This window comes from Glycomyces sp. L485 (genome assembly GCF_022548875.1).
Classification (GTDB): domain Bacteria; phylum Actinomycetota; class Actinomycetes; order Mycobacteriales; family Micromonosporaceae; genus Glycomyces.
In genome coordinates this window covers 34,108-48,053 of the sequence record NZ_JAKZEW010000036.1, presented here as the reverse complement: position 1 = coordinate 48,053, position 13,946 = coordinate 34,108, and the positions used below count along the sequence as shown (strand labels likewise).

General features: G+C 67.2%; 14 protein-coding genes and 1 tRNA gene. 10 read left to right on the top strand and 5 right to left on the bottom strand.

Annotation, left to right across the window (positions count from 1 at the left end; translation table 11 throughout):
* Positions 1-314: 314 nt before the first annotated feature.
* Positions 315-1,778: a GTPase ObgE gene (gene obgE / locus L0U85_RS16075; protein WP_347177461.1), complete on the bottom strand. Its 1,464-nt coding sequence runs from the start codon at positions 1,776-1,778 to the stop codon at positions 315-317.
* Between the two features lie 115 nt (positions 1,779-1,893).
* Here obgE and L0U85_RS16070 point away from each other — a divergent pair.
* A tRNA-Lys gene (locus tag L0U85_RS16070) sits at positions 1,894-1,966 on the top strand.
* Between the two features lie 122 nt (positions 1,967-2,088).
* Here the strand turns inward: L0U85_RS16070 and L0U85_RS16065 are convergent.
* On the bottom strand, positions 2,089-2,850 hold the full coding sequence (locus L0U85_RS16065; RefSeq protein ID WP_241378767.1) for a hypothetical protein: 762 nt from the start codon (positions 2,848-2,850) through the stop codon (positions 2,089-2,091).
* 175 nt (positions 2,851-3,025) lie between these two features.
* Here L0U85_RS16065 and phoU point away from each other — a divergent pair, with 175 nt between their 5' ends.
* The 4 genes from phoU (at position 3,026) to pstA (ending at position 6,911) form a co-directional block, all read left to right on the top strand.
* Positions 3,026-3,673: a phosphate signaling complex protein PhoU gene (phoU, locus tag L0U85_RS16060; protein WP_241378766.1), complete on the top strand. Its 648-nt coding sequence runs from the start codon at positions 3,026-3,028 to the stop codon at positions 3,671-3,673.
* 218 nt (positions 3,674-3,891) lie between these two features.
* Positions 3,892-4,941 carry a phosphate ABC transporter substrate-binding protein PstS gene (gene pstS / locus L0U85_RS16055; protein ID WP_241378772.1) on the top strand — a complete coding sequence of 350 codons (1,050 nt, stop codon included), beginning with the start codon at positions 3,892-3,894 and terminating at the stop codon, positions 4,939-4,941.
* 84 nt (positions 4,942-5,025) lie between these two features.
* Entirely contained in the window at positions 5,026-6,012 is a 987-nt protein-coding gene (gene pstC, locus L0U85_RS16050) for a phosphate ABC transporter permease subunit PstC (protein ID WP_241378765.1), read from the top strand.
* The gene (pstA, locus tag L0U85_RS16045; RefSeq protein ID WP_241378764.1) at positions 6,009-6,911 is read left to right on the top strand and encodes a phosphate ABC transporter permease PstA; all 903 of its coding nucleotides are present in this window, start codon (positions 6,009-6,011) and stop codon (positions 6,909-6,911) included. Before pstC ends, pstA begins: the two co-directional genes overlap by 4 nt.
* A 176-nt stretch (positions 6,912-7,087) precedes the next feature.
* Here the strand turns inward: pstA and pstB are convergent, their stop codons facing one another.
* On the bottom strand, positions 7,088-7,975 hold the full coding sequence (gene pstB / locus L0U85_RS16040; protein WP_241378763.1) for a phosphate ABC transporter ATP-binding protein PstB: 888 nt from the start codon (positions 7,973-7,975) through the stop codon (positions 7,088-7,090).
* Between the two features lie 195 nt (positions 7,976-8,170).
* Between pstB and L0U85_RS16035 the strand changes: the two genes are divergently transcribed.
* Positions 8,171-8,557, top strand: coding sequence for a phage holin family protein (locus L0U85_RS16035; RefSeq protein ID WP_241378762.1), 387 nt, complete (start codon positions 8,171-8,173; stop codon positions 8,555-8,557).
* A 29-nt stretch (positions 8,558-8,586) separates the two neighbouring features.
* On the opposite strand, the gene L0U85_RS16030 is transcribed toward L0U85_RS16035, so the two are convergent.
* Positions 8,587-9,060 carry a hypothetical protein gene (locus tag L0U85_RS16030; RefSeq protein WP_241378761.1) on the bottom strand — a complete coding sequence of 158 codons (474 nt, stop codon included), beginning with the start codon at positions 9,058-9,060 and terminating at the stop codon, positions 8,587-8,589.
* 232 nt (positions 9,061-9,292) lie between these two features.
* Between L0U85_RS16030 and L0U85_RS16025 the strand changes: the two genes are divergently transcribed.
* Positions 9,293-10,201 (top strand): cation diffusion facilitator family transporter, encoded by a 909-nt coding sequence (locus tag L0U85_RS16025; protein WP_241378760.1) that lies wholly within the window; start codon positions 9,293-9,295, stop codon positions 10,199-10,201.
* A gap of 122 nt (positions 10,202-10,323) precedes the next feature.
* On the top strand, positions 10,324-10,497 hold the full coding sequence (locus tag L0U85_RS16020; protein WP_241378759.1) for a DUF397 domain-containing protein: 174 nt from the start codon (positions 10,324-10,326) through the stop codon (positions 10,495-10,497).
* Positions 10,498-10,558: 61 nt separating this feature from the next.
* On the opposite strand, the gene L0U85_RS16015 is transcribed toward L0U85_RS16020, so the two are convergent.
* Positions 10,559-11,437 carry a helix-turn-helix transcriptional regulator gene (locus L0U85_RS16015; RefSeq protein ID WP_241378758.1) on the bottom strand — a complete coding sequence of 293 codons (879 nt, stop codon included), beginning with the start codon at positions 11,435-11,437 and terminating at the stop codon, positions 10,559-10,561.
* A gap of 474 nt (positions 11,438-11,911) precedes the next feature.
* Between L0U85_RS16015 and L0U85_RS16010 the strand changes: the two genes are divergently transcribed.
* Both L0U85_RS16010 and L0U85_RS16005 read left to right on the top strand, forming a co-directional pair.
* Complete coding sequence (locus L0U85_RS16010; RefSeq protein ID WP_241378757.1) at positions 11,912-12,175, top strand: hypothetical protein; 264 nt, start codon at positions 11,912-11,914, stop codon at positions 12,173-12,175.
* Positions 12,176-12,276: 101 nt separating this feature from the next.
* The gene (locus tag L0U85_RS16005; RefSeq protein ID WP_241378756.1) at positions 12,277-13,920 is read left to right on the top strand and encodes a serine/threonine-protein kinase; all 1,644 of its coding nucleotides are present in this window, start codon (positions 12,277-12,279) and stop codon (positions 13,918-13,920) included.
* Positions 13,921-13,946: the final 26 nt, after the last annotated feature.

Sequence of the window (13,946 nt, the reverse complement as noted above, 5' to 3'; positions counted from 1 at the left end):
CATCCAAACACCCTGTTGAGTTCTCAAACAACACGCCACAATCAGTCTGAAAACATCTTTGATGTTCCAGCTCCGACCGGAGCGGCTCCAGTAACTTACCAGACCTGTTTTCGGGCCGTTTAGGCCCCCGATCTGTTCGTTCGGAGTTTTGCCCTTTTGGTTTTGGGCCAGGGCCTTTCGGCTTTCCTGTCCGTTTCCCCTGCGGGCAAGAACTAATTTACGCGACCCGGGACAGGGGTTTGCAAGGGGGGTGCGTGTTCGGCGACACACCCTTGCAAACCCCATGTCATCGCAGGTCAATGCCGAAATCGGGGCTAGCCGCGGCGTCGTTTGCCGCGAGCGTCCTCTTCCTTGGCGACGCGTTCGAGCAGCTCGGCGCGACGCGCCTTCCGCTCGGCGAGCCGTTCATCGGCGCCCTTGCGGTCGGTGGTCTCGAACCTCGCGTCGGTGCCGCGCGGTCCAACCGTCGCGATGACCGAAGGATCGGTCGGCTCCCACTCGAACTCGGTCTCGCCGATACGCACGATCGATCCCGGCACGGCGCCCTGCTTCGCGAGTGCCTCTTCTATGCCGAGCCCCGCGAGGCGGTCCGCCAGGTACCCGACGGCCTCCTCGTTCTCGAAGTTCGTCTGGCCGACCCAGCGCTCGGGCTTCTGACCGGAGACGACGAACTCGACGTCTCCTTCATATGCGGGCGTGAGAGCGCGGACCTTGAAACCGGAGTCGTCGATAGCGGCCGGTCGGATGACGACGCGGGTCGCCTCGATCGGCGGCTGTTCAGCGCGATACTCCTCTACCGCCTTGGCGTACGCGAAGTTGAGCCCCCGCAGGCCCTCACGGCTGACGGCGCTCACCTCGAAGACCGGCCAGCCGTACTTCTCCAGATCGGGGCGTACGAACTCGGCCAGCTCACGCCCGTCCGGGATGTCGATCTTGTTGAGCACGATGATGCGCGGCCGATCGGCCAGGCCCCCGTATTCGGCGAGCTCGCTTTCGAGCGCGTCGATGTCGGAGACCGGGTCGCGGTCGGTCTCGAGGTTGGCGCAGTCGACGACGTGCGCCAGGACGGCGCAGCGCTCGATGTGCCGCAGGAACTCCAGGCCGAGGCCCTTCCCCTGCGCGGCGCCCGGGATGAGGCCCGGGACGTCGGCGATGGTGTAGGTCGTCTCCCCGGCGGACACGACGCCGAGGTTCGGCTTCAACGTCGTGAAGGGGTAGTCGGCGATCTTCGGCCGCGCGGCCGACATCGCCGCGATAAGAGAGGACTTTCCGGCCGAGGGAAAGCCCACGAGGCCGACGTCGGCGACGCTCTTGAGTTCGAGCGTGACGGCGAGCTCGTCGCCCGGCTCGCCGAGTTCGGCGAAGCCGGGGACTCGACGCTTGGAGCTGACGAGCGCGGCGTTGCCACGCCCGCCTCTTCCGCCGTTGGCGACGCTGATCTCGGTGCCGTCGCCGGTGAGGTCGGCGAGTTGCTCGCCGTCGGTGTAGATGACCGTGCCGTTGGGCACGGAGACGCGCAACGTCTCACCGTTGGCGCCGTCGCGGTTGGAGCCTTTGCCGTGCTTGCCGTTGCCGGCTTGCAGGCGGCTCTGGAAGTGGAAGTCGAGCAGCGTGTGGACGTTGGGGTCGACGACGAACACGACATCACCGCCGTGGCCGCCGTTACCACCGTCGGGTCCACCGAGCGGCTTGAACTTCTCGCGGTGGACCGACACGCAGCCGTTTCCACCCTTGCCAGCAATGACCTGCAGATTTACCCGGTCAACGAAACTTGTCACCGTTCAAGCGTAGCCACCGGCGCTCCCCCCGGAACGCGACCCCGCAGGACGTGCTAAAGTTTCTCCTCGTGCGAGCGACTCGGGCCCTTTCGGGCCGCAACAGCTCAATCATCAAGCGCCGCTAGCTCAACTGGCAGAGCAGCTGACTCTTAATCAGCGGGTTCGGGGTTCGAGTCCCTGGCGGCGCACATCACAAGCATTGAGCGGGCCCAGTGATCTGGGCCCGCTTTTTCGTTGCCTGTCATCGGGGGAGGCGCTACGCACGGTCGGGCGCCGATTCGGTGATGTGCCGCACCGGCGCCCCCGTTCGCTAGGCGTACGCCGCGAACAGGTCGAACGCCTGCGCCGCATGCGCCGCCAGCATGGGCGGCATCTCGCCCCGGTCGCTCTCGTCGGAGTAGATCGCGGAGCTCACCTTGACGTCGATCTTGCCGGAGATGACCCGCAACTCGTGGGACTCGTAGGAATCGTCGACGTAGACCGAGACATACCCGGCGTCGCCGAGATCACTGTAGTCGGACACCTCGTAGTCCGAGTCCTCTTCCCGGTACTCCTTGTCGGAGTCGAAGAAGTCCCTCGCCCATTCCGCGTCGTCCTCCACGTAGACGGAGATGGTCAGCGAGTCGTACTCGTCGGTGTAGAAGCTGCAGTAGACCGATCCGGAATCACCGCTGGTGGAGGCGGACCTATAGGTGTCATCGGCGTCGAGGGACGCCCCGAAGTACTCCTCGAAGGCCGAGAGGTCGTAGGCGTCGCAGGTCTCCTCTTTCAGTCCTGCGTACTCACCGCCCCCGTCTCCGGCGCTCTCCTCGACGTCGTCCCCTTCGGTCGTCTCCTCCTCGGTCGTCTCCTCCTCGGTGGCAGTGGATTCGTTCCCCGAGGAGGTCTGCGGGTCCTCGCCGCCGCCGGCCGTGGCGCTGCCCTCGGTGCGCTGGATGATGAGCAGCGTGACGGTCATGATGACGACGAGGACGGCGATGATCGCGGACCCCACGAGCCAGAGGTTCGTATTGCGCGGCGGTTGGGGCTGTCCGTACGGGGGCGTGTAGGAAGGCTGGGAGGGGTACGACATTCGTTCACTCCTGAGGATCGATCGAAGTACGTCCTCACCTTAACCTCGCGTCACCAGACCGCGGCTCGTGCCGGTCCTTCACCGCCGCACGCCTGCGGAGCCCTGTCCGGGCTTAGACTGATCGCGTGCCTCGTCCTGGTACGAGCCCTGCATCCGACCCCGCGATTGGTCCATTATGGCGAATCCGTTCCACCAGCACCTCGACGACCTCAACCAGCTGCTCGTCGACATGGCCCGCCGCGCCGGCGAGGCCATGGAGAAGGCGAGCGCGGCGCTGCTGGAGGTCGACGCGCCGGCCGCTGAGGAGGTCGTGGCCGCCGACACGGAGATCAACGCACTCCAGTTCCAAGTCGACGACCGGATCGTGGACCTGATGACCCGGTACGAGCCGGTCGCGAGCGACCTGCGGTTCATCCTGGCGGCGGTGCGCATCTCGGTGGACCTGGAACGGATGGGCGACCTGGCCAAGCACGTCTCGAAGACGGTCATCATGCGGTCCCCGGTCTCGGCGATCCCCGAATCGCTCCACGATGACTTCGCGGCGATGGGTCGGGCGGCGACAAGGATCTCGGAGAAACTGGTGCGAATCCTCGCCGAGCACGACCAGCTCCAGGCTGCGCAGATGGGCCTCGACGACGACGAGCTCGACGCGGTCCAGCAGCGTATCCACGATCAGATCCCCGATCTCGGCTACGGGCCGCAGGCGGCGGTCGACACGGCGCTCCTGGCTCGGTTCTTCGAGCGGTTCGGCGACCACGCGGTGCGCATCTCGCACCAGGTCGTGTATCTGGTCACCGGTGATGTTCACCTCGATCGTTCATAACGCTCCGGTCACGACAAGGCGCTGATCCCATCAAACTGCCTGGTTGCAGCCGCGCCCCTCGATGCCTGCAAGCAAACGTCGTGAATCGCGCTCAGTCGTTCACCTCAAGTTCAACTCCAAGTCGCCAGGTGAACACCGGGTTTGGTTTTGATGGGTCGTGAACAGTGAAGCAGTCCCCGGTTCAAGACCGGAAAACGGAGTAGAGACCAGCTGTGAACATGAAACTGAACCGCAGAGCCATCTTCGGAACGATCACTGCAAGCACCCTCGCGTTCGGCCTGGCGGCCTGCGGCGGCGGTGACGGGGACGGCGCCGGTGGCGACATGGCGTCGGGCGAGATCAACGCCTCCGGCGCCAGCTTCCCCGACGCCTACTATGCGGCGGCCACGGAGGAGTACGCCGAAGTGAACCCCGACCTCATCGTCACCTACAACGCCGTCGGTTCGGGTCAGGGCAAGTCCGACTTCGGCGAGGGCCTGAACGACTTCGCCGGCACCGACTCGCTGGTCGGCTCTGACGACGGCCCCGAGGAAGGCTCTTATCAGTACATCCCGACGGTGGCCGCCCCGATCACCGTGTCGTACAACCTCGAAGGCGTCGAGGGCCTGCAGATCGGCCAGGAGACCCTGGCCATGATCTTCCAGGGCGACATCACCGCCTGGGACGACGAGCTCATCGCGGCCGACAACCCCGACCTCGAACTGCCCTCCACCGACATCACCGTCGCCCACCGCTCTGACGGTTCGGGCACCACCGGCAACTTCACGAAATTCCTCGACGAGGCGACCGAGTCCTGGACCCTGGGCTCCGGCGACACCGCCGAGTGGCCGTCCAACTCGATCGGCGGCGACGGCAACACCGGTGTGGCGCAGGCCGTCACTGAGACCGACGGCGCCATCGGCTACGTCGACCTGGCCGACGCGGCCGAGACCGGTCTCGTCACCGCCTCCATCGAGAACGCCGACGGCAACTTCGTCCAGCCCACGCTGGAAGGCACCACCGCCGGTCTCGACGGCGCGGTCATCAACGACGACCTGACCTACAACCCGCTGAACGCCGCGGGTCCGGAGGCCTACCCGATCACCGCTCCGACCTACATCCTCATCCGCACGGACTACGAGGACGAGAACGTCGCCGCCGGCGTCAAGGAGTTCCTGACCTGGCTGCTGACCGACGGCCAGAACCTGGCCGCCCAGAACAACTTCGCGGCGCTGCCCGAGGGACTGCAGCAGCAGGCCCTGGACGTACTGAACGAGACGATTGCCTAGGAACGTCGCGCCGTCGACCCCAGCAGCGCGATTCGCGCCGGTGGGGTCTTCGGCCGTTCCGCTACCGAAACCGGAGTGACAGTCTTGACCTCTACGGCATCACCCCAGACTCCCGACGACCTGGATCTCGGCGGCGACTCCCGAGCCAGGGGAACCGACCGGGGTTTCCGGGGACTGGTGACCTTCGCCGGTCTCACGGTCCTCATCGTCCTGGGCCTGATCCTGGTCACCACGACCATGCGCGCCATGCCGGCCATCAGCCACGAAGGCCTGCTCGGATTCGTCTTCGGCACCCGGTGGGCGCCCAACGACGACGTCTTCGGCGCCTTCTCGATGCTCTACGGGACCCTGGTGACCTCGCTGATCGGCATGCTCATCGCGGTGCCGGTCTCGATCGGCATCGCCCTGTTCATCACCGAGGTGGCGCACGCGCGCTCCCGCAAGTACATCGTCACGATCATCGACCTGCTCGCCACCGTGCCCTCGGTGGTGTTCGGACTGGTCGGCGTTCTGGTGGTCGTCCCCTTCATCACGCCGGTCTACCAGTGGTTCGCCGGCCTGGTCGAGCCGATCCCGCTGCTCAGCTCGCTCTTCGCGGACACCAACACCGGCCGCAACTACTTCACCGCGGGACTGGTCCTCACGATCATGGTGATCCCGATCATCACCTCCATCGCGAGGGAGGTCTTCGACACCGTTCCCGAGGCCGACAAGCAGGCCGCGTACGCGCTGGGCGCGACCCGCTGGGAGATGATCAAGGGCGCCATCCTCCCCCACTCCTTCGGGGGCCTGGTCGGCGCCTCGATGCTGGGCCTCGGGCGCGCCATGGGCGAGACGATCGCGGTGGCGCTGGTCATCGGCGGCTCGTTCCACATCTCGGCCAGCATGTTCGACACCGGCAACACCATGGCCGCGGCGATCGCCCAGCAGTGGGGCGAGTCGACCGGTCTCCACACGGACGCGTTGATCGGCATCGGCGTCGTGCTGTTCGCCATCACCGTCATCATCAACTTCGCCGCCCGCTGGGTCGTCCGCCGGGCCGAGATCAAGATGCGAGGGGCCCACACATGACCGCCATCGACACCGGCACCCCCACACCGCCGGACCTGTCCGGGAAGAACCTGTCGGCGCGACGCGCGTTCGCCAATCGGGCCGCCACACTCGGGATCGGCTTGTGCGTGCTGGTCGCGGCGTTCCCGCTCGGCCTGGTCGCGTACGAGGTGATCTCACGCGGCGCCTCGGTCATGAGCTGGGACTTCCTGACCGAGGTGATTCCCCGCAACTACCGCACCGCGGGCCCGGGCATGGGCCCGGCCGTCGTCGGCACCCTGCTGATCACCGGCATGGCGGCGCTCATCGCCATCCCGGTCGGCGTCCTCGGCGCGGTCTACCTCAACGAGTACGGCAAATCCAACCCGCTGGCGAGGTTCATCCGCACGATGGCCGACGTCATGACCGGCGTCCCGTCGATCGTCATGGGTCTGTTCATCTACGTCGGCTACGTCCTGGTCGTCGGCGAGCAGAGCGGTTTCGCCGGTGCCCTGTCGCTGGCGTGCCTGATGTTGCCGATCGTGATCCGCTCGACCGAGGAGATGCTGCGGTTGGTCCCGGACGAACTCCGCCAGGCCTCGTCCGCGCTGGGCGCCCGCAAGTGGCGCACGACGCTGGGCGTGGTGCTGCCGGCCGCTTCCTCGGGCATCACGTCGGGGTCGCTGCTGGCGGTCGCGCGCGCGGCGGGCGAGACCGCGCCGATCATCATCACGGTCGGCCTGACCTACATCTACAAGCCGGACCTGTTCGACGGTCAGAACACGACCCTGGCGGCGCAGATCTACCGCAACGCGGCGCGCCCGTTCGAGGCCTCGCAGGAGCGGGCCTGGGGTGCCGCGCTGACCCTGATCGCGATCGTCTTCCTGTTCACGATCCTCTCGAGGATCATCGCCTCACGCTTCGCCATCGACAAGCGGTAGGCGAAGCCGACCGGTCTCTTTCCGAGGTCCCCGTGCCGGATCACCGGCGCGGGGACCTTTTTCTGTCAATCGATCGAAATGCGGCGGGCATTTCGGTCGGTCGCCCGGCAGGCCGAGCCGACGTTGAGAACGACGAGGGCCCCGCCGCGGCGGGGCCCTGCTGAGGTTCCGTTCGGCTAGCCGAAGCGGCCGGTGACGTAGTTCTCGGTGCGCTCGTCCGAGGGCGTGGTGAAGATCCGCTGGGTGTCGTCGAACTCGACGAGCACTCCGGTGCGAGTGTCGCTCTGCTCGTTGACCTCGGTCGAGAAGAACGCCGTCTTGTCGGAGACGCGCGCGGCCTGCTGCATGTTGTGCGTGACGATGACGATCGTGAACTGCTTGGCCAGGTCGACCATGAGCTCCTCGATGCGGGCCGTCGCGATCGGGTCGAGCGCCGAGCACGGCTCGTCCATCAGGACGACTTCGGGCTGGAGCGCGATGGTCCTCGCGATGCACAGGCGCTGCTGCTGGCCGCCCGAGAGTGCCAGCGCGCTCTTGCGAAGGTCGTCCTTGACCTCGTCCCAGAGCGCGGCCTTCCTGAGCGAGTCCTCGACGATGCCGTCGCGATCAGTGCGCGGGACGCCGTGGATCTTGGGTCCGTAGGCGACGTTGTCGTAGATCGACTTGGGGAAGGGGTTGGGTTTTTGGAAGACCATGCCGATGCGGCGCCGCACCTCGACGGGGTCGACGTCGGCGTCGTAGATGTTCTTGCCGTGGAAGGCGACGGAGCCTTCGACGCGGGCGCCGGGGATGAGGTCGTTCATGCGGTTGAGCGAGCGCAGCAGGGTGGACTTGCCGCAGCCTGAGGGGCCGATGAGCGCGGTGATCTCGTTCTTGGCGACCGTGAAGCCGACGTTCTTGACCGCGTTGTAGGCGCCGTAGTGGACTTTGACGTCGCGTATGTCGAAGACGCTCGGGCCGTCGACGCCTGTCGTGCCGGTGCTCCGGGGCGCTGCTTGAGGAGCCGCTCCGATGCGACGCGGGCTCACGGTGGGGCCTGCGCCGGACATGGTCGGGTCGCTCATGGTCTTCTCCTCTGCGGTGAGCTTGGAAGAAAGCGTTCGGGGGCTGTGGCGACCATAGGCGGCGCGGGTAGCGTCCGGCCCGACCTTCGGTGAACTGACGGTGAATGGGAGGGCGCGGGATCGTCTCACGGTGCCTGTGCGGGCCGTTTGCCCGATTCGGGGGTCTCGAAGTCGGTCTGCGGCGATACTGGCGCCATGAGTTTCGTGGTGCGTCTGCTGTTGACGGCGCTCGCCCTGTGGCTGGCGACGGCGCTGGTCCCGGGTATCGCGCTGTTCGGAGATTCGACCGGGTCCCGGTTCTTGTCGCTGATGGTGGCGGCCCTGGTGTTCACGGTGGTGAACGCGTTCGTGAAGCCGGTGGTGATGCTGGTCGGCTGCGCGCTGTACGTGTTGACGCTGGGTCTGTTCGGGCTGGTGGTGAACGCGTTGATGTTCTGGTTGACCGGGTGGGTCTCGGAGCAGTTGGAGATCGGCTTCTCGGTCGACGGGTTCTGGGCGGCGTTCTGGGGCGCGATCATCGTGTGGGTGGCGATGTGGGTGATGGACCTGCTGACCCCGAGGCGCGAGGAGGCGGGGCACTAGGCGCCTGTCCGCCTCATGCCCCGCCGTTCCTAGTAGAAGTAGAGCCCGGTGGACGGGCTGGTGGGAATGTCGTGTTGGACGTCGGCTCGGTCGACGGCAGTGGCGCTGGCGCCGTTGAAGGGCATGGGGCCTTGCGGTCCCGGTGCCTTGCCGAGTCGGCGGCGCACGACGTTGAGGTTGTGGAGTCCGGCGAGCGCGTAGGTGCGGATTCGCTCGTACTGCTTGGTCTTCTTGGCAGTCTTGAGTGATTCGCCGGCGTTGTGGTGGAGTTTCCGCGCCCGGTCGAGCGCGGCGGCGGCCTCGACGTCGGTGACGTACGAGGGCGCGATGGCGAGTTGATTGTCGAGAAGCCTGGTCCATGCCTCGGCGTCTGCCCTGGCACGGGCCTTGCGGCGTCTCCTTGTGTCGATGCTCGACCGCAGTCCGAGGACCGCGGCGAAAATGAGGACGATCGCGACGACTGCGCCGAACGCGGCGATTGCTACTTCAATAGCGTTTTGCATCGTCACCCCCCGTGACCAGTATCGATTCGTCTCTGATGAATATTATTCCATTACTCCGGGAGATTTATGAAACTCCCCCTTGTTGGTGCCGGCCGGGTCGGTTCCCAACATTTTGAGCGGTGTTCTCGGTAGCATTCGCTCCGGACAATTTGCATGCACAAATGCGCATGTTAGCATTTTTTGGTCGTGCGCGGCACCGCGCCGTGCACGCTTCCGTAGGAGGGATGCCCGCATGGGACACGGCCACTCGCACGGCGCCGCAAGCCTCGGCGCCCGTCACCGAGGACGGCTCTGGCTGGCCCTGAGCCTGGCCGTCAGCGTGATGGTCGTCGAGGCGGTCGCCTCCTGGTACACCCACTCGCTCGCCCTGCTCTCCGACGCCGCTCACATCGCGGGCGACTCATTGGGCATCGGCATGGCCCTGGCCGCGATCACCGCGGTGCGGCGCGGCGGCGGCAAGCCGAGACGCACCTACGGCCTGTACCGACTCGAGGTGCTCGCGGCGCTGGCGAACACCGTGCTGCTGTTCGGCGTCGCCGGCTTCGTCGTCGCCCAGGCGATCCGGCGCCTCGAGGAGCCGCCGGAGGTGAACTCGCTGCCGATGCTGGCGGTCGCCTGCCTCGCGCTCACCGCGAACGTCGTCTCGCTGCTGCTGCTGCGGTCGGGCGCGGCCGAGTCGATCAATGTGCGCGGGGCCTACTTCGAGGTCCTCGGCGACGCGCTCAGCTCGATCGGGGTGATCATCGCGGCGGCCGTCATCTGGTTCACCGGCTGGTTCTACGTCGACAGCATCATCGCCGTGACCGTGGGCCTGTTCATCCTGCCGCGCGCGGCCAGGCTCGGTCGCGACGCACTGCGGATCCTGCTCCAGCACGCCCCCGTCCGCGTGAGCGTGGACGAGGTCGAGGACGCGCTGGGGGCACTCGATGGGGTGAATGAGGTGCACGATCTTCATCTCTGGACGCTCACGTCCGGCATGGACGTCGCCACCGTCCACCTCGCACTGCGAACGGACGCCGATCCGGGCTCCGTCCTCACCGAGGCCAGGCGAACGCTGGCCGAACGCTTCGGGATCGAGCACGCGACCGTCCAGATCGAACCCGGCAGTCCCGACCAAGCATGCGATCATCCCGCCTGGTGAATCCTTCGGTCGACATGTCAGGAAACCGATAGTGACAAATATGTGACGCTTGCCATCGGGCCTGCTGGCTATGGTGAACACCGACCTGGGGACTCGAAGTGCTCCTTGGAAGGAGGAGATCCATGTTGACCCACGCATGGAGGAAGAGCAGCAGATCAGGCCCCAACGGGGCCTGCGTCGAGGTCCGGCTCGCACACGGTGTCGTCGAGATCAGGGACACCAAGCTCGACCGGAGCCCGATCCTGCGGACCAGCCAAGCTGACTGGCTATCGCTGCTGCACATGGAAGGCCGGTGACGGATACCTGACGGGGCGGCCGCGGTGTCACCGCGGCCGCCCCGTCAGGTGTCCGGGGCCTTCACATAGATTTGAGCCGGCTGGCCTGCTGTTCGATGAACTCCAGGCTCCTGCCTGGCCCCAGGGCCGCCGATCGCAGGTTGCCGAAGACCTCGTGGAACGGGGCGACGTCCTCGCCCTCCTCGTACACATCGCCGTTGTGGCCCTCGATGTAGACCACGTCGGGGTGCCTGTAGCCGGGATCGACCTCGCCGTCCACCTCTCCGAAGCCCAGGATCGTGAACGAGGAGAGCATGCCGGGGTAGGCACCGCCGTCGAACGGCAGGACCTGGAGGTGGACGTTCGGCAGAGCGGCGAGTTCGAGCAGGTTCTGGAGCTGGTCGATCATCACCTTCGGTCCACCGAGGACCCTGCGGATCGCGGCCTCGTCGATGACGTTCCAGATCTTCAGGTCGTCGCGCAGCCGCGCCTGGCGCTCCATGCGCAGGTTGATGCGGTCTTCCATGAACTGCCGCGACTGCTCCAGCGCGAAGTCGAAGGTGGCACGGGCGTAGCCGGGGGTCTGCAAGAGCCCGTTGATGATCAGACCGTCGTACAGGTACAGGCTCGAGGCGTCCTGCTCCAGGCCGACGTAGGTGGCGTACGGAGGGGAGATCGTGTCCGAGTAGCGGGCCCACCACCCTCGCTTGCGGCCGTCCCGGGCCAGGCGCACGAGCTCCTCGACCTGCGCCGAGTCGGACACGCCGTAGACCTCGGTGAGCGCCATGACGTCCCGGGGCTTGATGCCCACGCGCCCGAGCTCCATGCGGTAGATCGTGGAGGTGGTGACCTCCAGCGCGTCGGCCGCGGCCTGAGCGTCCCTGCCCGACGTCTCGCGCATCTGGCGCAGGATCTTGCCCGCCCGCCTCCTGCGGACGGTAGGGCTGCCACCTGAAGGCATCGCCTTGCTCCCCAACCTCTTCGGCAGATCGTTGTCAGCGTCGTCGTTCGATGTTCCCATTTGACACCCTGATCCCTCCGGTATCTGTGAGGACGCACCGGCTGGCGCCGACTTCTGGCCGGTTGACGGGGTGCGTCGCCTATGTACGGCTCGGCAGGACCATCAGGGCTGCCGCAGGCGGCGAGGAGAAAATCCGCCACCCGATCCGGTTACAACTCTTGCATCGAAAATCTGCATGTGCAATTCTACTTGACGTAGGGGCTACCCGCCTCGCCCGACTGTACCGATTCGACACCGCGTTTCGAGACCGACCAGTGGTCACTCAGGAGAGCGGCATCGTATTCCGTTCGCCGCCAACGAAACCGATCATCAAGACGATATGAAAGGCAGCCCGCGTTGCGAAGTCCGTACACACTCGAGAGCCCCCCGCCGGACGAGCCGCCGAACGGGGTGTTGGTTCCGAGCCTGTGGCGCGTGCAAGCGCGATGGTGGAAACGGCACACTCCCGCCCTCGAACAGCGGGGCGCCCGGCGCCCTGTCTGCGGCCACTGTCGACAGGCCTGGCCCTGCCACTCCTGGGCGTGCTGGGACGGCCAGCTCGGCGAAGCCGTCGCCATGCCGGCGCCCGCCGCCGAGAACCTCACCGACCCAACAGGACAGTTGAGAGAGCCCTCGCCGATCCACGCGCGCGCCGTGGATCCTGCCGTCGACATGCACGCCCAAAAGAGCGCGGCCTAGCGCGTAGCCTCAGCCCGACACGGTCGTTAGTCCCTGAGAGACGAACCGTCGCTTGCCAAGATTACGGCTCGCAAGCGTCGCCGAGGGGAGAAAGCCGCCGGATGCTGAGCACGCGCAACCTCAAAGCAGGCGACGTCCTGGACGGGCGATACCGGCTCGAGCGCCGCGTCGGCGGCGGTGGCATGGGCGACGTCTGGGAAGGCACCGACACGGTCCTGTGGCGCACCGTCGCCGTGAAGATCCTGCTGGCCGACCTCGTCGACGACCGCGGCTTCCGCGAACGATTCCGGCGCGAGGCCCAGGCCATCGCCATGATGAAAGGCCCCGGCGTCGTCGAGGTCTACGACTACGGCGAGATCGACCACGTTGACGCCACCATCGCCTACCTCATCATGGAGTTCGTCGCCGGCCGACCGCTGTCGCGGCTCCTCGGCCTGTGGGGCAAGCTCGCCGCCGCCGACACGCTGCGCGTCGTCGGCGGCGTCGCCACGGCGCTCCAAATCGCCCACTCCGCCGGAATCGTCCACCGCGACATCAAGCCCGGCAACATCCTCGTGCGCGACGACGGCTCGGTCGTCCTGGTGGACTTCGGGATCGCCCGTGCAGGCCACAATCTCACCCTCACCACCACCGGCGTGGTGCTGGGAACGGTCACCTACATGTCCCCCGAGCAGGCCGCCGGGGAGAACCTGACGCCCGCCTCCGACCTGTACTCGCTCGGCGTCGTCGCCCACCAATGCCTGGCAGGATCGCCGCCGTTCAAAGCCGACACGCCGCTCGGCGTGCTCTCGGCCCACCTGCGCAACGCCCCGCCGCCACTGCCGCCCGACGTGCCGCGCGAGGTCGACGCGATCATCGCCCGGGCCCTGCAGAAGGAGCCGTCCGTTCGCTGGCCGAACGCGGGGGCCTTCGCCGAGGCCTGCCAGGAGGTCCGCGCGATGATCACCACGCCGCGACCCGACGCGTCGCATCCGGCGCCGTCGCCGACACGCGTGGATCCGACGCCGCAACCCGGCTTCGCCCGTACCGGTACGCGTACCGGTCCGCGCACCGGCTTTCATCCGGTGCCGCCGCCGTCCGGCTCGACCGAGGCGGCCGCGCACGAGGCCGGGGAGGAGCGGCCTCGGCGGCGCGGGAGGCTCTGGGCCACGTTCGCCGGGGCGCTCGCCGTCCTAGGTGCGGCCGCCGTGATCGCCGCCGCCGGCCCGTGGAGCGCCCCGTCCGGGCCCGGCACGTCGCCCGTCGGCGAGACCGACGCCGAGGACGCCGAAGTGCGAGGCCAAGACGCCGACGCGCCGGCGCCCGCCGCCGATCACGATGAGCACGCGCCCGCCCAGACCGGCGAGTCCGATGAAGCGGAGGCCTCGGCGACGACCGAAGAGGAGAACGACGGCGAGACCACCGCTCCGGTCGTCGGCGTCGAACCCACCGAAGAGGCGACGGCCCCGCCGACGCCCACCGAGAGCGCCTCGCCCACACAGCAGCTGACGGTGACCGTCCCCGACGTCGTCGACCAGTCCGAGTCGGCGGCGCGCAAGCGCGTCGAGGAGTCCGACCTCTCCCCCTCGGTCTCCTACGAGGGCGAGGGCGACCACAAGTGCGGCGTCGTCCGCCAGTACCCGTCCCCCGGCACGAAAGTCCAACCCGACTCCGCGGTGCAGATCACCGTCGAGAAGGCCGCCGACGCCGGGGCGTGCCGGACCGAGTCCGACGCGACGCCGACACCCACGCCCACGCAGTGGTGAACGAACGAAAGCGCCCGACGGCCAAC